The sequence below is a fragment of the Bacillus testis genome (assembly GCF_001243895.1).
GTDB lineage: Bacteria > Bacillota > Bacilli > Bacillales > DSM-1321 > Bacillus_AD > Bacillus_AD testis.
In genome coordinates this window covers 1585313-1605718 of the sequence record NZ_LN851186.1, presented here as the reverse complement: position 1 = coordinate 1605718, position 20406 = coordinate 1585313, and the positions used below count along the sequence as shown (strand labels likewise).

The window sequence follows — 20406 nt, the reverse complement described above, 5'->3', positions numbered from 1 at the left end:
TATGCTGTTAATTACAAGTCTACACTAAGATGTAACACGAGAAAAGCTAATTTTGCGGTGAAAATGCGAATAAAACATAAATTAAATAAAATTATCATTTTAGTAACATTAATTTAATTAGTCGCCCATTTATTCCTTTCCACTTCCACCTAAAATTTATGCCTTTAAACAGGCTTTTTTTATAAAATCATTCAATAGTCTGGATATTAATCCAAATGAATCCCAATTTAACAGTGAATTAGGAAATTGGTCCACTCCCTAATCAGTTCTCGCCATTTCCCTCTGCCGGCGGCTTTCCTTCCTCGCGATCCTTCTCTTCTTGATCATCAGAAAGTTTGCTAGAAGACTTATATTCTTCAAAATAAGAACCCACCTCCAAGTGAATGACACCTTTTATTTTCGGATCTAATTGTGCAACGATGGCAGGATAATGAATGAGCTTGTCCGCTACGCTTTTTGAAGTAGCTGTAACTTCATAACCATCGTTCATGTACATGCGGATATGATATTTGTCACTTTTAACCGGTTCGTAATGGATTTCCGAAATCGCATTGTTTATTTCCTCAGGCAGCTTGGATAATGCATCCACCATTGATTTCAATTCTTTCCCTTTTTTAAAGCCGATCAGCAATGGTGCGTGGATAGGCACCTCTCCTTTATCGAGAGGATCTAGGTAATTCCCACTGGATAGTATCGGATAATATTTAGCATTTTTGACCAAATAACCCAAACGGTTGTATTCTTCCACTTTAATAACTACTTTATTTGGCAGTTTTATGGAAACATCTGCTTTCTTCACTTCCGGCAATGCCTTAATTCTGTCTTCCACTGCACTGGATTTCATCTTCCAAATGCTTGTATCACTGCTCAGGCCGCTGGCTTCTATAATGCCCTCATCGGTAACATATTGATTTCCCTTTACTGAAACCGAGCCAATATTACTTAATGGAGAGAGAAAATACAAGACAAGAATGAGCAATAGGAAGAAAAAAGATAATAGGAAGATCGCTCTTCGATTTGCTTTCTTCTTTCTGCGCTGTTTTAGTTTCGGAATTCGGTCTTCTAAAGAAACGACCTTTCCTTTCTCCATTCTCTTCACCTCTTTATTGGTTACATCCCTTTTCAGCACCCGTCCTAACAGACAGCCGAATGCTTAATGTACGTATATTTTATAACATATTTTGGTATATTTCTATGTGAAATGAATGAGCCCTCTTTTTATTTTAAAGGATATACAGAAAATGACCTGTCACTGTAAAGTGCTCAGGTCATCACAGTCACTTCTTTTTTTAGTCAATCCCATGTTACTTTTTGGCCGTTATTTGTTGCATAAGCTGATATACACGCTCACTCGCATCCGGCATTCCCAGACTTTTAGCAGCTTTTTTCATCCGATCCAATTCATTTGCGGATACTAATAATTCATCCAATGTTGCGATCAATTTGGCGCCTGTCAGCTCTTTTTCCAATATCATTACAGCCGCGCCTTTTTTGACAAGAGTATCGGCATTTTTCTCTTGATGATTGTTGGTCACATATGGGCTCGGCACCAGAATACTCGGAACGCCCAGCGCTGTCAGTTCAGCCAGCGTGGTAGCCCCTGATCTCGCAATCACAAGTTCCACCCCTGCCAACACTTCCGGCATATTGTGGATAAAAGGCTTAACTACTACATTCGCTGGATTTCCAATCAACTTCATTTCTTCCATAACCTTATCGTAGTGGACCTCTCCGGTTACATATACCATTTGGTACGGTTTTTCACCGATTTCTGCCATGGTCTTCAGGACTGCTTCATTGATTGGGCGGGCTCCGCGGCTTCCTCCGACGACTAAAACGGTCGCTTTCTTTTCATCTAGGCCAAGCGCCTTCAATCCCTTCTTGCCTGAAAAAGACAAGACTTCGGATGCGCGGGGATTCCCTGTCAATACCGTTTTCTCTTTCGGGAATAAAGAAATTGCTTCCTCGAAGCAAACCGCCACTTTAGTCGCATAACGGCTAAGAAACTTATTCGTTAATCCCGGTACGCTGTTCTGCTCATGGATGATAGTCGGGATGCCAAGTTTGGCAGCAGCATAAACGACAGGTCCGCAAACATACCCACCTGTGCCGATCACCACGTCAGCTTTAAATTCCTTAAGCATTTTTTTGCTGTCGCTGACTCCCTTTAAGAAGCGCATGACTGTCTTGATATTTTCAAAAGATAATTTACGTTTGAATCCTGTAATATGTATGCTTTTAAAAGGGATGTTCTCTCTCGGAACAAGAGTGCTTTCAAGCCCCTTTTCCGTTCCTATATACAAAAAAGAACAATCGCTATGCTTCTTCTGTATTTCCCTTATCAATGCGAGTGCCGGATATATATGGCCGCCCGTTCCCCCGCCGCTAATGACTATCTTCATTCCTTCACCTCATACTTGTACTTACGCTTCATGCAAAATGCATCACGCAATGTGCTTTACCCTATTTTACTATATTGCAAACCTATTTAGAAGATTGATTCTTCACGTTTCAGGCCGCTCTCATTTGCTTGTGTTACAAGCTAATAGTATAACAACGATCCTGTTTTTTTCAAAGTGAATAATTCTCTATTTTTCCAACAAAATTTTCTAGTGCCCATACAAGAAAGAACCTCCCGAATAACAAAGAGGCCCAAAGTCAGTATCTGGAGTGCTTACTGATATTCAGGAGAACTCCAATCGCCATCAACATCAATGTAAGTGAAGAACCTCCATAGCTTAGAAATGGAAGCGTAATGCCCGTTACCGGGATCAATCCGGTGACTACACCAATATTGATCATCACCTGGATAGCAACCATACTGATAATGCCGACAGCCAGGAAGCTGCCGTATAAATCCGGGGCGCCAATTGCGATTCTGATGCCTCTCCATAACAACAAGGCAAAAAGCAGAATGACAAAACTGCCGCCAATAAATCCGAGTTCTTCCGATAATATGGCAAAGATGAAATCTGTTTGTGGTTCGGGCAAATAGAAAAACTTTTGCCTGCTTTGGCCAAGCCCCAATCCGAACAACCCCCCAGGGCCAATCGCAAGGAGCGATTGAATCATCTGAAAGCCGCTCCCCAGAGGATCCGCCCATGGATCAAGATAAGAAGTAATCCTTTTTATTCTGTATGGAGCAGACGCAATCAGAGCCACAAATCCACCGAGGCCTATGATACCGAGCCACATAAAATGGCTGATCCTCGCCCCTGCTACAAAAATCATCACTACACATGTACCTACCATGACAGTGCCGGTACCAAGGTCGGGCTGGAGCATAATCATGCCGAAAGCCAGGAAAACTAAACCCAGCGAAGGGAAAAGCCCCTTCTTGAGCGTTGTAATGTGTTTCTGCTGCTCAGACAGGAATTTGGACAAATACGCAATCATTGCCAACTTCGTGAACTCGGATGGCTGTATGGAAAATGCCCCGACACCGATCCAGCTCCGCGAACCGTTCCTCTCCATTCCTATACCGGGAATCAGGACAGCCACCAGCAAAACGAAGCATAGGATCAGGAACATTTTTGAGTATTTACGCCAAGTCCAATAATCAATCTGCATGATGAAAAACATGGCGACAACTCCTGCGCCCGCAAATAATAACTGTCGTTTAGCGAAGAAAAAGGAATCATTAAATTTATAGGCAGCCCAGATGGCACTGGCGCTATAGACCATGATCAAACCGATCGAGAGCAGGGTAAGCGTGATAATCAGCAATAGCAGATCAGGATTGTGTTTTTTAGCGCGCAAGTTATACACCTCTGTAAATCATATTAGAGCCTGTACCTTGTACGAAAAAAAGGCTTAGCAACCAATAGCCAGGGCCAGCATACATAAAAACATAGAATGATGCCCATATGTTCATACGCAATGCTCTTGTTGGTTGTTAAGCCTATTCATGAAACAAGTATTATGATCGGCATGGATTACGAAACATGCAAGAAATCCGATTGCTGATCAATCTATAACACTGGACAAGCTCTTATATAAGCTTATGCACAGCATCCACAAAAATGTCTCCGCGGACTTCAAAAGTTTTATATTGGTCCCAACTTGCACAAGCCGGGGAAAGCAATATACAATCGCCCTCTTCTGAAAGCCCAAATGCTACCGGAACAGCCTCTTTTACAGTATCGACACGCTTGATGACGGATATACCCGCTTCCTTGGCGACGCGTTCGATTTTAGGAGCAGTTTGTCCGAACGTGATAATCGCTTTCACATGTTGAAGGCAAGGAATCAATTCGTCGAATTCATTGCCTCTGTCCAAGCCACCGGCAAGAAGGATTGTCGGTTGTGTAAAAGCAGCCAACGCATTCTTCGTGGCAAGGATATTTGTCGCCTTGCTGTCGTTATAGAATTTGCGGCCGTCTACATTAGCTATGAATTGAAGGCGATGGCGCACTCCCTGAAACGTGGTCAGCACTTTGCGGATCGCCCCGTTATCAGCCCCCTGCAACTTACAGATGGCCACAGTCGCCAATATATTTTCGAGGTTATGCTTGCCCGGAAGGACAATATCTCCAATTTGGATAATCTTCTCTCCACGGAACATCACTGCTCCATCCTGAAGATACGCGCCGTCCTCCACCACTTGATGTGTAGAGAAAGGAACCAATGCAGCTGATGATTTCCGGGCGATTTCCTGTACCTTCTCCTGGTCGGCATTATACACAAAATAATCTGAAGCCGTCTGATTTTTAGTGATTTGGCTTTTGGCCTCGCAGTATGACTCAAAATCGCCATGATAGTCAAGATGCGCTTCATACAGATTCGTGATGAGCGCTATCTTCGGCTTGAATGCATCGATGCCCATCAATTGAAATGAAGACAATTCCATGACAATCGTGTTGTCGCTCTTCGCTTCCATTGCCACGCCAGAAGCAACCGTACCGATGTTCCCGGCGATGAGCGGATTCAGCCCTGCTGCCTCCAATACTTCAAATATCAGGGTAGTGGTTGTTGTTTTTCCGTTCGTCCCTGTTATGCCAATGATCGGTGCGTCGCTGATTCGATAGGCCAGCTCCACTTCAGTCCATACTGGGATGCCCTTTTGGACCGCCCCCTCGATAAGCGGATTGCTGTAAGGGATGCCGGGATTCTTAACAATCAGCTCAAAGCCCTCATCAAGCAATTCAAGCGGATGGTCGCCGCAGATTACTTTGATCCCCTGCTCCAGCAACCCTTGCGCTTCCGGATTCTCCGATAAAGGCTTTTTATCGTTGACCGTAACGAATGCGCCTAATTCATGAAGCAACAGCGAAGCGCTGACACCGCTCTTGGCCAGTCCGAGAACTAATACTTTCTTGTGTAAAAATGTATCCGGAGTTTTCATTATAACCACACCTCAATATATATTCCTAAAACCGCCAGCAATAAACCTACCGTCCAAAATGTCACGACCACGCGCCATTCAGACCAACCGGATAGCTCATAGTGATGGTGGAGCGGACTCATTTTGAAAATTCGTTTTCCCCTTGTCTTAAAGCTGGCAACTTGCAGGATTACCGATAATGTCTCAATGACGAAGACACCTCCGATGATGACCAGCAGCAATTCAGTTTTTGTCATTAGCGCCACAGTGGCAAGCGCGCCTCCCAAAGCAAGCGATCCGGTATCTCCCATAAATACTTTTGCAGGATGAGCGTTAAACACCAGGAAGCCTAGCAATGCCCCGACAATTGCAATCGAGAAGATGGCAACATCATATTGTCCGTTATTCCAAGCAAGTACAGCAAGAGCTCCAAATGCGATTGAAGCTGTACCGGAAACCAGACCATCCAATCCATCTGTCAGATTGACGGCATTCGAGAACCCGACCTGCCAGAAAATAATGATAGCTACATAAAGCCAGCCCACATTGAGCGACAGATCTGTTCCCGGGATTCCGATTTCAGGAGTGAAGCCCGCTGTACTTTTATAAATAAAGTAAAAAATGATTGCAATCACAATTTGCCCGATCAGCTTCTGCATAGATGTCAACCCAAGGTTGCGTTTCTTAACAACCTTGATGTAATCATCCAGAAAGCCCAGTAATCCAAAGCCTACCGTTACAAACAGCAATAAAAAGGTATTCGTAGATATGCTATCGTATTTTGCTACCATGAATAATGTAGTAGCTACGATAGACAGCAGAATGACTAGTCCTCCCATTGTCGGCGTACCTGATTTAATTTTATGCGATTGCGGTCCCTCTTCACGAATACTCTGGCCAAACTTCAAGCGTCTTAGAAAAGGAATAAAAACAGGAGATAATAGTACGGTAATGAAAAACCCTGTTAGTATTGTAAAAAATATTCCTTGCTCCATCATTCTTTTTTGACTCCCTTTCCTAGTGCGTCAAACGATTTACATAGTCCTGTACGTTTTGGCGATTGATTGCCTCTTTTTTGATCAAAAAGCTTTATCTCTGTACCTGTTTGTATCATAACCATTCATTCACACTCATTTATATTATCGGCATGTATTCTACATGCTATTATTTTTTCATCCTTGAAAGGATGGCTTCTCTTGCTTCTTCACGGTCATCAAAGTGATGTCTGACCTTGTTCACTTCCTGATAGGTTTCGTGTCCCTTTCCGGCAATAAGGATGACATCATCGCGTTCTGCCTGGCCGACCGCCCAGCCAATCGCCTCTTTCCGGTCAACGATCACCCGGTAGTCTTTCCCTTTGACTCCCTCTTCCATATCCTTCAGTATCTCTTCAGGCACTTCGCTTCTTGGATTATCGGAAGTGAAGACCGGAACGTCAGCCAGCTCACAAGCGATACGCGCCATAATTGGACGTTTCGATTTGTCTCTGTCTCCGCCGCAACCGGCAAGCACATAAGTTTTCCCTTTGGCAAACTCGTTCACGGTCCGAAGAACATTCTCTAAACTGTCAGGTGTATGGGCATAGTCGACGATCACTGTGAAATCCTGTCCGGCATCTACTAACTCAAATCGTCCAGGCACTCCCTTGACTTCTTCAAGAGATGCAATAATTTGCTCCAATTTCATGCCTAGGCAAAGTCCGACAGAAACGGCAGCCAATACGTTATAAACGGAAAACTTGCCGATAAGCTTCAACTCGATTGGCATTTCCTCTGTAGCTGTCGAAAGGATAAACCGGGTGCCTGATGATGTGATAGCTATATCTTTTGCCCGCACATCCGCATCCTGGTCGATTCCATATGTTACTACGTGGGCAGCCGTCGAATGGATGAAATCCGGACTGGCAGGATCATCACCATTAATAACAGCATATTTTTTTCGGCTATCGCTGTATGCATTCCCCAATTGAGAGAATAATAGCGTTTTAGCGTGTTTATAGTTTTCCATGGTTTTATGGAAATCCAAATGGTCTTGCGTTAAGTTAGTGAATACAGCTATATCGTAATCGCAACCGTGGACTCTTCCCAATTCCAAAGCATGCGAAGAAACTTCCATGACTGCACATTCCACTTTATTTTCGACCATAGCATTGAATGTTTTTTGCAGTGTCACACTGTCAGGGGTCGTGTTCTTCGTCTCCAGCACTTGATCGGCTATTTTGGTATACATTGTGCCAATTAAGCCGGTCTTCTTATGGTCATCTTGCAATAACTTTTCAATTAAATGACTGGTTGTCGTTTTTCCATTTGTCCCAGTGATGCCAATTAATTTTAATTTTTGCGTAGGATGTTGATAGAAACGGTCTGCCAATATGGCCATGGCACGGGATGTGTCCCTGACAATAATAACAGGCACTTGAAGGTCCAGTGGTTTTTCTGCAACAACCGCAGCCGCTCCATTCGCTACCGCAGAAGCAGCAAAATCATGACCATCTACTGTATAACCCTTCACACATACGAATAGACTGCCGGTTTTCACAAGCCGGTTGTCGTTTTCTATGGAAGTAATAATTGGATTTTGACTGATATCACCCGTATATGCAGACAACGATGAAAGCAGTGTATGTAGTTTCATTTTTCAACCTCCTCTAGCTTTATTTCAAACATTATTTATCATACCGTAAATCAGAGAAGTTTTCTATGTGTAGAGTGCAATATCTTCGCAAAATTACATATGCCTTCCCCTCAGGGTCCTATTTTTCCTAGATAATGGAACATATATTGAAGAAAGCAGCTGAATCAGAACAGCTGCTTTCGGTTGGCACTTAATTTGTACAAATCAAATGTATAAAAAGTCAATCTCCCAAATAAATGCGGATGGTTGCACCTTCTTTCACCTTCACTCCTGCTTCGGGAGACTGCTTGACGACTTTATCGCCTTTGCCGGATACGTCCAGTTTTACATTCAATAGTTGTGTATCCAATTCTTCCCTGGTCATACCCACAACATTCGGCAATTCGACCAAAACTGGATCATCCCATTTTTTCTTTTTATCCAAGCCGCCTTTTCTTGGCTTCACATCCATCGCCAATAAGGAATCCTTCAGTATGTTGCCGACAATGGGCGCTGCGACCACTCCGCCGAATTGGGTGGTATCTTTTGGATTATCCACCGCTATATATACAACGATTTGGGGATCATCGACTGGCGCAAATCCGATGAACGATACAATATAATTGTTTTTAAGATAATGGCCGTCCTTTACCTTTTGAGCGGTTCCCGTCTTGCCTCCTACCCGGTAGGATTCGATATATGCTCCGCCTCCGGAGCCTTTAGCGACGACAGCTTCTAGAGCCTCCCTAACTTTCTTTGATGTATCGGCCGAAATGACCTGCCGCTTTGCTTTCGGCGTTTTTCTCATGGTCACTTTCCCTGAAACCGGGTCTTCTATTTGCTTGGCAACATACGGTGTATATAGAGTGCCGCCATTAACGGCTGCCGATACGGCTGTCACCTGCTGGATCGGCGTTACCGACACCCCTTGTCCGAATGCCGTTGTAGCCTGTTCCACAGGTCCCACCCGTTTCAAATCAAACAGAATCCCTGTCCCTTCACCTGCCAGGTCGATTCCTGTACGCTGGCCGAATCCAAACTTTTTGATATAAGAAAAGAGCTTATCTTTTCCTAGGCGATTGCCGAGCTCTACGAAACCTGGGTTACAGGAATTCTGGACAACTTCAAGAAACGTCTGCGAACCATGCCCCCCACGCTTCCAGCAATGGAGGTTTGCTCCGGCAACCTTAACGGAACCTGAATCGAAAAAAGTGTCATTGTTTAAATTCACCTTATTTTCCTGCAAAGCCGCCGCTAGTGTGATGATCTTGAAGGTAGACCCCGGCTCATATGTGCTCCAAACCGGCAGATTGCGGTTATAGACTTCAGAAGAGACACTCTGATATTCGGAAGGATTGAATGTCGGCCTGCTTCCCATCCCTAAGATTTCACCGGTGTTCGGATTCATGGCGATGCCGATCATTCCGTCCGGATTATAAGTTGCCTGGGCAATATCCATTTCTCTCTCCATAATGGTCTGGATCCGATTATCAATGGTTAATTGCAAATTTTTTCCGTTGACAGGGGCTTTAAAGTCGTCCGCCATGTTCTCCAGTCTCTTCCCTTTGGCATCCGCATAGAACTGGACATGCCCTTTCTTTCCTTTAAGCTCATTGTCATAGGTTAGTTCCACGCCCATCAGCCCCTGATTGTCGATGCCGGTGAATCCCAAAACATGCGATAGGTATTTCCCGAAAGGATAATAGCGGATGGAATCTTCAGCGATATATACTCCCTTCAGATTGAGCGCCTTAATTTCTTTGGCCTTTTGGTGGGAAATCTTCCGGCCCTTGCTCAATCTGACATTGGATGAATTCTGAGTGATCTCCTTATAAGCATCACTCTGCTTCATATTCAACGCAGCAGCAAGTTTCTCAGCGGTGACCTTCGGATCGGTCACTTGCCGAGGAACCACATAGACAGTGGGCGCACTTAAATTGGTGGCCAAAGCGACTCCGTTCCTGTCCACGATTTCCCCTCGCTTCGGTTCAAAAGGAATATCGCGGCTCCACGAGTCTTTTGCTTTTCCCGTCAATAAATTGCCGAGATAAAACTGGACGTAGCCTAAACGTAAGTCAATTAATATAAAAACACATATGCCTATCAAAAAAAAGATCAGCAATCTCTTGCGGACTGTCACATTTGAAACGCGCACTTCCAACACCTCCGGTACATGCTATCCAAAATATATGCTTGTACAGACGGTCATAGAACATGCCTCGCATTAGTCCTTCTGCCGGTTTGTATGGATAACAAAAAGCATGGGCCTAAAATCGGTCCATGCTTTTTGTTAATAGATGATCGTCAATCATATACTTGATCTTCTGTTGTAGGTTTATCTTGATTGGCTGCTGTTTCCTCAGGCGGACTGAAATGTAAAATGCAATAGTCCCCTTTTTTGATTACTTGGCCAGGTTTGATATTTTGCTTGATCACATAGCCGCTGCCGGTCGTATTCAAATCCATGCCGACCAGATTGGCCACCTTCATAACATCCCTCAAAGACCATCCAGTGACGTCAGGCATGGTCGCATCGCCGTCCGTTTTAAGAATGATGCGTTCTCCTTCAATCAGTGTTGCACCTTCTGCAGGCGCCTGACCGGCCACTTTTGTGCCCTTTCCGAAAACGCTGACTTCATATCCCTTTTTCTTAAGGTCCTCTTGCGCCTCTACAACATTTTGGTCAGTATAGTCGATAATCTTATCAACTTTTTTGCTTTTTTGATCCGCTGGTTTAATGTTCAAATAATGAAGCGCATTTTGCATAACCGGCTTAAAGATGGCAGCCATACCGTCGGTTGCCGTCTTATCAGCCGGCAATTCCGGCTGCTGCATCGCGATATACATAGTCAACTGAGGATTCTCAGCCGGCACAGCCCCTATGAAGGAAAACAGATAGTTATTGCGCCCTGTTAAATATCTTCCGTCGGGTCCCGGAATCTGCGCAGTCCCAGTCTTGCCCGCAACCTTGTAACCGTCCAAAGCATAGGCGGTGCCGGTTGCTTTTTCGTCAGAAACAACCGTTTCCAGGTAGCCCAGGACAGTATTCGCTGTTTTAGCCGAAATCGGTGTTCCTGCAACAGTCGGCTTGGTTTCTTCAACTGTGCTTCCTTCAGCATCTGTAATTTTTTTTATGACGTACGGCTTCATCATTTTCCCCTCATTCGCTATAGCGGAAAAAGCTTGCATTTGCTGGATCGGTGTGATGACCGACCCTTGTCCGAATGCAGTGGTGGCTTGCTCAATTTTTTTATTGAACAAAATTTCACCATCGACTTCATTTGGCAGATCAATTCCTGTCTTTTTGTCAAATCCAAATTTGGTCAAATACTCTCTGAACCGTTCAGTCCCAAGCTGTTCCAGAGCGATCTTGACAAATCCGACATTCGATGACCGTTGTACAGCCTGAAGATATGTCAAAGTAGTGCCAATTGGGATCCCGCTATGATCTTTAGGATGCCCGCCCGGCATATTGTATGGCTTGGAAACAAAGGTGGCATTCGGCGAAAATACGCCTTCCTCCACTGCAGCCGCCAATGTATATACCTTCATCGTTGAACCTGGCTCAATATTCTCCTCTATGGAAAGATTCTGCCATGTTTTGTCTAACCCTTCTTTCGTAGAAGGATTGAATGTTGGCCTTTGGCTCATCGCGTAGATTTCTCCTGTTTTTGGATTAGAAACAATCGCGTACAACTTTTTCGGATTATATTCCTTTTGGACTTTTGTCAGCGAATCTTCCAAGAATGTCTGAATTTTTTTATCCAACGTCAATTCTACATTCTGCCCATCGACAGCAGGAGTAATTTTCTTTTCTTTATCGGGAAGAAGGAAGCCCCAGCGGTCACTTTCAAAATTCAGGTACCCATTTTTCCCTTGCAGCTTACTGTTCAGCATCTTCTCCAACCCTAGCTTGCCGGTTGTTTGCGATTCATTTTCTTCCTCATTCAATTGCTTCTCCGCATAACCGACTACATGGGAAGCAAAGATCCCATTCGGATAAAACCTTTTTGTTTCCCTCTCAAATGTAATGCCCGGCAGCTTAAGCGCTTCTATTTTCTTTTTCACACTCGGTGAAATATCCCGGCCCGCAATACCGAACTCCACCTGAAAAGCCTTTTTATTGCTGAGGATCTTAAGGATAGCGGACTCGTCCAAATCGATATACTTGGCAAGCTTACTCGCCGTTTCCTCAGGGTCTACAACGTGATTCGGTTCCTTGGGATCGATGGTCATCTTTTTGCTCAAGATGGCCACCAATTTATAGGTAGAGGTATCTTCCGCTATCACACTGCCATTGCGGTCCAAAATGCTGCCCCGTTTCGCCTCGATCACTTGATGCTTCATAATTTTTTCCTTTGCTTTTGCAGCCAGTACCTCACCGTCCACCTTACCGGTGATTTGAATGTATAAAAACCTGCCCGCTAATAGAAAAAAGAGCAGACCGAAAATGATAAAAAGAATCGCTGCTCCCACATTTATATTCTTGCTTTTCATTACTTCTGCACAACCTTAACATTGTTCTCATCAAGAGTCAGACCCATTTGGGACGCCTTTTCCCAAATCCGTTCATATCGGCTTAATTCACTGACTTGGATCTTAAGATCGGTATTTTGTTTTACATGCTCATCAACGGATTTTTCCGCTTTTTGGATATCTTTATTGATGCTATACAATGAGTATTGATTAGAAATTATTTTAACGGCTGCAACCGCCAGCAGCAAAGCAAAGGCGACTACAAGGACTTTCTCTCCCAACGTTACCTTCGCTTTATGCACAACTACTGTGGTGACCGTTTGAGATTGTTCATGTTGATGATTATCAGCGGCGATCTTTCTTGCTAACATACTCAAATTTTATTCCCCTCCACATATTAGTCTTTTCATTGGCAGCGCGCCAATATTTTTATTGTTTTTCAGCTATCCTTAATTTGGCAGATCGCGCACGGTTGTTGTTTTCCAATTCCTCTTCACTCGGCAATATTGGCTTACGGTTTACTAGTTTAAGAACCGGTTTGAATTCTTCAGGGATAATCGGAAGCCCCGGCGGCAATTCTGGCATATCGCTCTGTTTTTTGAATACGCTTTTGCAGATGCGGTCTTCAAGCGAGTGGAAAGTAATGACTGATATCCGTCCACCCTTTTTAAGCAGACCAATACTCTGCATCAGTGATTCTTCAAACACTTTCAATTCATCATTGACTGCAATTCTGATGGCTTGAAAGATCCTTTTGGCTGGATGTCCCCCTTTTCGCCTTGCTGGTGCGGGAATACCCTCTTTTATTAATTCAACCAGCTCAAAAGTCGTTTCAATCGGTTTAATGTCGCGTGCTGCTTCGATTTTTCTGGCTATTTGCTTTGAGAACTTCTCTTCTCCGTATTGAAAGAAAATCCGGACAAGATCATTATAGGGCCATTTGTTGACAACATCATATGCTGAAAGTTCAGATCTTTGGTCCATCCTCATATCCAATGGCGCATCATGCTGGTAGCTGAAGCCTCTTTCCGGCGTATCCAATTGTGGTGAAGAAACACCCAAGTCATACAGGATGCCATCCACTTCCACTACTCCTCTTGCAGCCAACTCTTCCTCAATATATGTAAAATTACTTTGGATGAATTCTACGCGATCACCATATTCCTTCAGCTTTTCTTTTGCATTTCTTATCGCTGTCTCATCCTGGTCAAACGCATATAGTTTGCCTTTGTCTGAAAGCTGGGAAAGCAAATACGAGCTGTGCCCTGCCCCTCCCAAAGTACAATCAACATAAACGCCATCAGGCTTAATCTGTAGTCCATCGACGGTTTCTTTTAATAATACGGTAACATGTTTGAACAAAAACGTTCACTCCAATCGATCTTGTTAATGCTGCTTCTCTTGTTGGACTTGCAATGGGCTAGAGATCAAATCCCACCATGTTTTCAGCAATCTCCGCAAACGAATCTTCCGATGCTGTAAAATAGTCTTCCCATTGCGGCTTGCTCCAAATCTCAATTCGATTGGAAACTCCTAGTACAACGCATTCTTTTTCCAATTTTGCATACTTCATGAGCGGGGTTGGAATATTGACTCTTCCTTGTTTATCCAATTCACATTCTGTCGCGCCTGAAAAGAAAAAACGCGTAAAAGCGCGAGCATCTTTTTTAGTTAGTGGCAATGTTTTCAACTTCTCTTCTATGAGACGCCATTCGTCCATTGAGTAACCAAATAAACATTGATCTAGTCCGCGGGTGATGACAAAGTTATCTCCAAGCTCTTCCCTGAATTTAGCAGGGATGATCAAACGGCCTTTTATGTCAACGTTGTGATGGTATTCACCCATGAACATTCCCACTACCCCACTTTCTAGTTTTAATGTACCACATCCCCCCACTTTTCTCCACAAATTTTAGTATTCTTTTTCCACTGCCTAATTCCCTTTAAACAATTTTTTTGCAATTCTCCAAAAATCATCAGTAATTCCTAAGAAAACCTGGTACTTTAAGGAATATATTAGGGGTAGTGCACAGATTTGGTCCATATTGCTCACCATTTGTAGACTTTTTCCCAGATAAGAACCTTGCTTTATTCATGAAAAGGCTATCTGCACACAAGACGATCCGCCTATGATATTTCCACTAGAATGCCAACTGAAACCACCCATATAAGGTGGTTGATAAGCGGGGCATTCATCTCCACCTTTTCAATAGGATTCATACTGGCGCTTGGCCTCCCATTTACACTTTTTTCGTCTCTTGTGAATAGGGGACCTAGCGCCAGTTAAAATGGGATAAAAAAACCAGGCTGTCTAATCAGACAGCCTGGTTTCATCTTCAATCTTCGCCGATCACTTTTACTTCTGTTTCCAACAAAACGCCGAAGCGATCTTGAACGGTTTTCTGAACATGTTTGATAAGGGCAATATAATCGCTCGCAGTTCCATTTTCCACATTGACCATAAAACCGGCATGTTTTGTTGAAACTTGGACGCCGCCAATTTGGTAGCCCTGCAGGCCGCTATCTTGGATTAACTTTCCGGCAAAATGATTGGGAGGCCGTTTGAACACACTGCCACAAGATGGGTATTCAAGCGGCTGCTTGCTTTCCCGCAGTTCAGTCAATTCATCCATTTTTGCTTTAATAGCGGCAGGATTGCCTTTTTGGCAGCGGAATGTGCCTTCAAGCACACATAGGTTTTGCTTGGCGAATACGCTTGTGCGGTAGCCAAAATCGAACTCATCCGCTTTCAATGTTCGTATAGATCCATTTTCATCCATCACAACCGCGCTTTCCAGTACATCCTTGACTTCCCCGCCATATGCGCCGGCATTCATATACAAAGCCCCTCCTGCAGTTCCTGGAATACCGCATGCAAATTCCAATCCCGTCAATTGATGCTCCAAAGCAGCTTTCGACACATCAATGATTGCGGCTCCACTCTGTGCTGTAATAAACTCGCCCTTGACAGTAATGGCATTCAGCTTTGTCAAAATAACGACAACGCCACGGATGCCGCCATCCTTGATAATTAGATTAGAGCCGTTGCCCAATATAGTGAAAGGCAGGCTGTATTCTTTGGCAAAAGCGCTTGCCTCCTTAACGTCTTCATAGGATTCTGGAAAAACTAAGAGATCGGCATGCCCGCCCGTTTTGGTAAATGTATAAGGTTGAAGCGATGCATCATATTGAATTCGGTCTGTCGATATTCTCTGTGTCAACTTGTTGTATAAATCGATTGTATTCACGTATCGTTCCTCTTTTTCTTAATTCTCTTTAAACCTTAATCTATTGTAACAACTTCCCCTAGGTATATTCAAATGGAATTGATGCTTTCTTAAAATGTTCAAAAAGAAAGAATAAACTTTCCCACACTTCTTCTATATATATGCACGAGCAGCCTAAAGGGCAATAGTAAAAAAACCGGGAGTGTAACCACTCCCGGCCCTTTATTTTCCTTTCTTAAAGAACAATCACTTTATGGAAAGAATTATTCGTCAGCTCAAGCGCCATGATCTGGTCAATAAAATCTTCCCCATATAAGTTCAAATAATAGAAGATATTCAATAACCGTTCCTGCGGTCCGCCATTTGGCCGTAAAGCATTGGCAATTCTCGTATACTTGCTCAGTATATGGCGGTGATTGAAAGCCACGCTCGCTTGAATACGATCGCGCAAAAATTGCAGCTGATTCATGATGAACGCTTCATTTTTCTCAAGAAGTGGCGCTAATCCTTTATCGATCTGCAAAGCGGCTTCGCTTACCAATGAGTGGTTCTGTTTCAATTGGTATTCCATTTTATGGAAAACGACATCCAACTGTTCATCTTCCACACTTGCCAGAAATCTTTTTTTGGCATGGTCAGTCCCTTTGACCAATGCTTCGTATAAATCCATATCGACTTCCTGAAGATCCTTTTGGATTTTACGCTCTAAAATAGTGATGTTCATCCTTGGCACAACAATCGGCAATTTCATTTCCAGATGTTCAAATGCTTTTTTTAATTCAGCCCAATAAGCAATCTCACCCGGCCCGGAAATAAAGGCCAATACCGGGAACATATGCTCCTGCATCAACGGCCGTGTAACTACATTATTGCTTAACTTCCAAGGTTCTGATTTGGCCAACTCAAGCAGGTCTGCTTCTGTAAAAGAGAGATCTCTGTTTTTGCCAGTGAATACTTTTTGGGTACAATCGTATTCGAGCAATGTCCTTTCACCATTAGAATAAAAGAATAAGTTGGCATTCCTTTCGTCCATTTCAATGGCTGGCTTATATCCACTTCTTTTTATGTACGCCTGTTGTTCTTGAACACGTGCATTTATTGCTCGGTTTTCTTTAATTAATGTTTGGAAGAACGAAGATTCACCTTCCCTGAATGGCGGATATGCAGCATCGATCAGCAATAAGCCGTAGCTTTTGAATAGGTTATTGATTATAGCTGAGAAGAATTGCGTGAAATTAGTATGCTCCGCAGCTATATCTGTAAGCTTTTTATATAAGCCCCTCGTAAATTCTGTTTCCTCAAAAGCAGAAAAAACTTGTTTCAGCCACTTTTCCCCGTCTTTCTTTTCAAAAGGCGTGTCCGATACCATCATTTTTGAAAGCGGCACAGTTGGATATGTTTTTTTTGAAAAAGTGCCCTTCTCCTCTGCATATATATGATTAACCTCATCAAGGTCGTGGTCCTCGCCCGCAATCCAAAAAACAGGAATAATTGGTCTCTTTAAATAGGCTTCTTGTTCATTTGCCAGTTTAATAATAGAAATAACTTTATGGATTGTATAAAGCGGCCCTGTCAACAGCCCCGCTTGCTGGCCGCCAATGACCACAGCTGAGTCTTCCATTTTCAATCTGGCCAGGTTTTTTTTCACTTGAGGAGAAAGTCCGTATCTCTCCATATAGGATTCTATTGTCACAGCTAGTCTTTCTCGATGGAATGACCGCTCCATTAAATCTTGATATCGTTGTTCGTATACCTTAACGTCCTTTACATCATAATGAAAAAAATCTTGTACATGGGACAGATTCTTTACATAGTCTGAAGCAAATTGGTTGATAGATGGCAATACGATTTCCTTTATTTCCATCACAGTACGTCCTTTCCACAGCTTCTTCTAATCATGTTAAAGTATATCATCCCACTATGTAAATACAAAAAAATACGCCCGGGTAATCTACCCCGGGCCTATGGTACGGCTATCCATTAAAATAATGCAACTACGTTCTTGCAGACCCCAAAAATAACCAAAACAACGTACGCACACATGAAAACCAGCGCATTAGTCCTCCAGATTCCCTTGAATACCTTGCTAAAAATGATTTCCTTCCTCACTTTAAGGTGGAGGAAAATGATGCATATGCTGATCAGGATAAAGGCCAATAGGATAATCCAGAATAACGAAATATCCCAAATGGTTTTAACCAGGAAATACACAGACAGGATGAATAAAAACGCCGAACTGTTCATGGCTAAATCCACAGCTGTCCGATGATTTTTCGTAATCTGCTTCGTGCTGATGAATACTAAAAGGTAGCCGATTGCCGGCACCGTAACAAGTGTTGCAATAATCCACGCAAAAACAGTTCCCATTCAGTGCTCCTTTCTTTCATACTCCTTCCCTTTGATCATGGAATACATGCTGGCTATAAGGGGTGCGGGAGTGTGCCGTTCATTTGCTATGCCTAGGATGTATCCTAGAATGGCATCCACTTCGGTAGGCTTCCCTTCCTCTACATCCTTCCGCATGGAAGAGATATTATTTTTTGTGCGCTGGCATACTTCTTCAATATGTTTCCGCATGCCGTTTACGTCTGTAAGCTCCAGGATAGCGGCCAATTCTTGGAACTGCTGCATAAAAACTTGATGATAGTGGGGATTTGCGAGCAGCTCGCCATTCTTTACGCGGAGTACGGCAGTGAGCGGATTAATCATCGCGTTTACACACAATTTTTTTAGCAGCATGGACTCATATTCTTCTTCATAACGGATTGGGAAATTTACTGTTCCAGTCAATCCACTGATTTCTTTCTTACCATGTGTAAAAGGGGCAATTTTTATGGCGCCTTTACCGGTATGTACAACTTGATTCAAATCGGTGCGCAGCGCCCCGTGTTCGACAATCCCGACAAACACATCATGATTATCCGAAAGCTGCCGGCAAAAAGAAAGATGGCCCATCCCATTCTGCAGGAACAATAGATTAGTATGTACAATCGGCAAATTCGGGATTACATCTTGTAAATGATATTGTTTGACAGTGATGATCAGCAAATCCTGCGGATGAAAATCCAGCTGGCCAATCGGTTTTGCACTGCAATTTGCCCGTATCTGACCATTATCTTTTGCTAGGATCACCCCGTCATCATTGATGATGCTTGCTTGTTCGCTGCTTCTTGTAAAAATGGTAACATCATGGTTTTCCGATAAATAAGCACCAATTAACAAGCCGATAGACCCACCGCCTACTACGCCGATTTTCATGGTTGATCCTCCAATAAGATTAGATATATTCCTATTTTATCAAATTACGAAATGAAGGGAAATATGATAAAGTGAAACTTTTATTGGGGGTGTTATTCTTCCCCCGCTAATCATTCATTGAACCAACCGGATTCTTACTGACGCTTCATTTCCCACTTCTCCGTCTTAACGCGTCTTTTGAAGCGGGAGTCTTGGCGCTAGATGGAATCAACCATTGAACAGTGTGTTTACTCCTGTCATCTATCGAGCATTTTGCACCATTGTGGTATATAATCAAAAAGGAAGTACTTCCCTAAAAACAAATAATTCAATATTCTAAACATTTTAAGCGAACAAGAGGAATGAAAGGGAAACCAAAAAACAGGGGGATTGTATATGAATTGCAAAGTGGAGCGTCTATTAGTCAACTATAAAACGTTGGAAGAGTTCAAGAAATTCAAGGAATACGGCATTCAAGAACTCTCCATGTTGGAAGACCTGGAAACGAATATCATTGAAAATGACAGTGAATCGCCCTTCTACGGCATTTACTATGGCGATAAATTGATTGCCAGAATGTCTCTCTATAAAAGAAGTGCGAAATCAGACCAATATTTCACCCCGGCACAAGAGTTTCTCGAATTATGGAAACTCGAGGTCTTGACGGACTATCAACATAGAGGCTATGGCAAAGCGCTTGTAGATTATGCTAAAAGTATCGGCCTGCCAATCAAAACAAACCCGCGAATCCATTCCCTGGAATTTTGGAATAAGATGGGATTTAAACCTGTGACCTATGATATGGAACGCGACTTTGGCGAGAACCCTTTGATCTGGCAGCCGGAGCAAGCATAACAAAGGAGAAGTGCTCATGCGCTTCTCCTTTTAACTTAACTCTTATTGACGCGTTCCAAATTTCCATTCTTATCCATTTGAAAACGCACTTTCTGCTTATTCGCTCGGTCATCGGAAATCACTAATTTTCGCGCCTTATCCATAATTTCAATTAAGGCTCGATAATCATCTTCCACCATTAACAGTTTATCCGATAACTCTTTTACTTCTTCTTTAAGCATCTTATTTTCTTCCTGTAAATAGACGAGTTGTTCGTGCAGTGATTGTAATTGGCCTTCTTCACCACTGCGGGTGGCCGCCCTGCTCTGCAGTGAAATAATATATGAGAGCACATCTTCCAAATGCAGGCCGGCTTCTCCTTCTGCAACATCAGGCAATTCCTCCGCTTTATTAACAGGCTTTGCCGAAACGGGGTTATACTTCGATTCTTTTCTTTGCTTTTTAGCCAGTTCTATACCTGTCTGATACTGCTTTCTGACAACCGAATTCCATCTGAAACCACATGCCGCCGGTGTGCGCGACAATTGTGCCCCAACCTCCTCAAAGGCCGTTAACTGTGTGCTGCCTTCCCTTATATGCCGCAAAACAATTTCTGCAAGAATCAAATCTTCATCCTGAGTCCAAGCATCTTGCCTTGATACAGACATTCCGCTCCCTCCTCGCTTGTTTTACTAC

17 protein-coding genes are annotated in these 20406 nt (G+C 43.2%); 1 reads left to right on the top strand and 16 read right to left on the bottom strand.

Annotated elements, in window-relative coordinates; all coding sequences use genetic code 11:
• Positions 1–262: 262 nt before the first annotated feature.
• The 15 genes from BN1765_RS08385 to BN1765_RS08315 form a co-directional block, all read right to left on the bottom strand.
• Positions 263–1090, bottom strand: coding sequence for a cell division protein FtsQ/DivIB (locus BN1765_RS08385; protein WP_050614693.1), 828 nt, complete (start codon positions 1088–1090; stop codon positions 263–265).
• Between the two features lie 214 nt (positions 1091–1304).
• Complete coding sequence (gene murG / locus BN1765_RS08380; protein WP_050614692.1) at positions 1305–2402, bottom strand: undecaprenyldiphospho-muramoylpentapeptide beta-N-acetylglucosaminyltransferase; 1098 nt, start codon at positions 2400–2402, stop codon at positions 1305–1307.
• A 256-nt stretch (positions 2403–2658) separates the two neighbouring features.
• On the bottom strand, positions 2659–3759 hold the full coding sequence (gene spoVE / locus BN1765_RS08375; RefSeq protein WP_050614691.1) for a stage V sporulation protein E: 1101 nt from the start codon (positions 3757–3759) through the stop codon (positions 2659–2661).
• A gap of 232 nt (positions 3760–3991) precedes the next feature.
• Positions 3992–5344 carry a UDP-N-acetylmuramoyl-L-alanine--D-glutamate ligase gene (gene murD / locus BN1765_RS08370; protein WP_050614690.1) on the bottom strand — a complete coding sequence of 451 codons (1353 nt, stop codon included), beginning with the start codon at positions 5342–5344 and terminating at the stop codon, positions 3992–3994.
• The gene (gene mraY, locus BN1765_RS08365; RefSeq protein WP_050614689.1) at positions 5344–6321 is read right to left on the bottom strand and encodes a phospho-N-acetylmuramoyl-pentapeptide-transferase; all 978 of its coding nucleotides are present in this window, start codon (positions 6319–6321) and stop codon (positions 5344–5346) included. The genes murD and mraY overlap by 1 nt, the downstream gene beginning before the upstream one ends.
• A 166-nt stretch (positions 6322–6487) precedes the next feature.
• A complete protein-coding gene (locus BN1765_RS08360; protein WP_050614688.1) occupies positions 6488–7957 on the bottom strand; it encodes a UDP-N-acetylmuramoyl-L-alanyl-D-glutamate--2,6-diaminopimelate ligase in 1470 nt (489 codons plus the stop codon).
• 220 nt (positions 7958–8177) lie between these two features.
• Positions 8178–10091 carry a stage V sporulation protein D gene (locus BN1765_RS08355; protein ID WP_050614687.1) on the bottom strand — a complete coding sequence of 638 codons (1914 nt, stop codon included), beginning with the start codon at positions 10089–10091 and terminating at the stop codon, positions 8178–8180.
• Positions 10092–10240: 149 nt separating this feature from the next.
• The gene (locus BN1765_RS08350) at positions 10241–12433 is read right to left on the bottom strand and encodes a penicillin-binding protein (protein ID WP_050614686.1); all 2193 of its coding nucleotides are present in this window, start codon (positions 12431–12433) and stop codon (positions 10241–10243) included.
• Entirely contained in the window at positions 12433–12783 is a 351-nt protein-coding gene (gene ftsL, locus BN1765_RS08345) for a cell division protein FtsL (protein ID WP_230199575.1), read from the bottom strand. The genes BN1765_RS08350 and ftsL overlap by 1 nt, the downstream gene beginning before the upstream one ends.
• 58 nt (positions 12784–12841) lie before the next feature.
• Entirely contained in the window at positions 12842–13774 is a 933-nt protein-coding gene (rsmH, locus tag BN1765_RS08340; RefSeq protein WP_050614684.1) for a 16S rRNA (cytosine(1402)-N(4))-methyltransferase RsmH, read from the bottom strand.
• 58 nt (positions 13775–13832) lie between these two features.
• On the bottom strand, positions 13833–14264 hold the full coding sequence (gene mraZ / locus BN1765_RS08335) for a division/cell wall cluster transcriptional repressor MraZ (RefSeq protein WP_050614683.1): 432 nt from the start codon (positions 14262–14264) through the stop codon (positions 13833–13835).
• A 484-nt stretch (positions 14265–14748) separates the two neighbouring features.
• Positions 14749–15660, bottom strand: a complete 912-nt coding sequence (gene murB, locus BN1765_RS08330) for a UDP-N-acetylmuramate dehydrogenase (RefSeq protein ID WP_050614682.1) — start codon at positions 15658–15660, stop codon at positions 14749–14751.
• Between the two features lie 214 nt (positions 15661–15874).
• A complete protein-coding gene (bshC, locus tag BN1765_RS08325; protein ID WP_050614681.1) occupies positions 15875–17503 on the bottom strand; it encodes a bacillithiol biosynthesis cysteine-adding enzyme BshC in 1629 nt (542 codons plus the stop codon).
• Positions 17504–17619: 116 nt separating this feature from the next.
• The gene (locus BN1765_RS08320; protein ID WP_050614680.1) at positions 17620–18006 is read right to left on the bottom strand and encodes a DUF3397 domain-containing protein; all 387 of its coding nucleotides are present in this window, start codon (positions 18004–18006) and stop codon (positions 17620–17622) included.
• Positions 18007–18897 (bottom strand): 2-dehydropantoate 2-reductase, encoded by an 891-nt coding sequence (locus BN1765_RS08315; RefSeq protein WP_050614679.1) that lies wholly within the window; start codon positions 18895–18897, stop codon positions 18007–18009. It lies immediately after the preceding gene.
• Between the two features lie 375 nt (positions 18898–19272).
• Between BN1765_RS08315 and BN1765_RS08310 the strand changes: the two genes are divergently transcribed.
• Complete coding sequence (locus BN1765_RS08310) at positions 19273–19731, top strand: N-acetyltransferase (protein WP_050614678.1); 459 nt, start codon at positions 19273–19275, stop codon at positions 19729–19731.
• A gap of 35 nt (positions 19732–19766) precedes the next feature.
• Here the strand turns inward: BN1765_RS08310 and BN1765_RS08305 are convergent, their stop codons facing one another.
• Entirely contained in the window at positions 19767–20378 is a 612-nt protein-coding gene (locus BN1765_RS08305) for an RsfA family transcriptional regulator (protein ID WP_050614677.1), read from the bottom strand.
• Between the last annotated feature and the right edge of the window lie 28 nt (positions 20379–20406).

Excerpts from the sequence above, each read along its gene's own strand:
- BN1765_RS08320 (WP_050614680.1), bottom strand. The coding sequence starts at position 18,006 with ATGGGAACTGTTTTTGCGTGGATTATTGCAACACTTGTTACGGTGCCG.
- bshC (WP_050614681.1), bottom strand. The coding sequence starts at position 17,503 with ATGGAAATAAAGGAAATCGTATTGCCATCTATCAACCAATTTGCTTCA.
- mraY (WP_050614689.1), bottom strand. The coding sequence starts at position 6,321 with ATGATGGAGCAAGGAATATTTTTTACAATACTAACAGGGTTTTTCATT.
- murG (WP_050614692.1), bottom strand. The coding sequence starts at position 2,402 with ATGAAGATAGTCATTAGCGGCGGGGGAACGGGCGGCCATATATATCCG.
- BN1765_RS08305 (WP_050614677.1), bottom strand. The coding sequence starts at position 20,378 with ATGTCTGTATCAAGGCAAGATGCTTGGACTCAGGATGAAGATTTGATT.
- murD (WP_050614690.1), bottom strand. The coding sequence starts at position 5,344 with ATGAAAACTCCGGATACATTTTTACACAAGAAAGTATTAGTTCTCGGA.
- BN1765_RS08315 (WP_050614679.1), bottom strand. The coding sequence starts at position 18,897 with ATGAAAATCGGCGTAGTAGGCGGTGGGTCTATCGGCTTGTTAATTGGT.
- ftsL (WP_230199575.1), bottom strand. The coding sequence starts at position 12,783 with ATGTTAGCAAGAAAGATCGCCGCTGATAATCATCAACATGAACAATCT.
- BN1765_RS08350 (WP_050614686.1), bottom strand. The coding sequence starts at position 12,433 with ATGAAAAGCAAGAATATAAATGTGGGAGCAGCGATTCTTTTTATCATT.
- BN1765_RS08385 (WP_050614693.1), bottom strand. The coding sequence starts at position 1,090 with ATGGAGAAAGGAAAGGTCGTTTCTTTAGAAGACCGAATTCCGAAACTA.
- mraZ (WP_050614683.1), bottom strand. The coding sequence starts at position 14,264 with ATGTTCATGGGTGAATACCATCACAACGTTGACATAAAAGGCCGTTTG.
- BN1765_RS08360 (WP_050614688.1), bottom strand. The coding sequence starts at position 7,957 with ATGAAACTACATACACTGCTTTCATCGTTGTCTGCATATACGGGTGAT.
- BN1765_RS08310 (WP_050614678.1), top strand. The coding sequence starts at position 19,273 with ATGAATTGCAAAGTGGAGCGTCTATTAGTCAACTATAAAACGTTGGAA.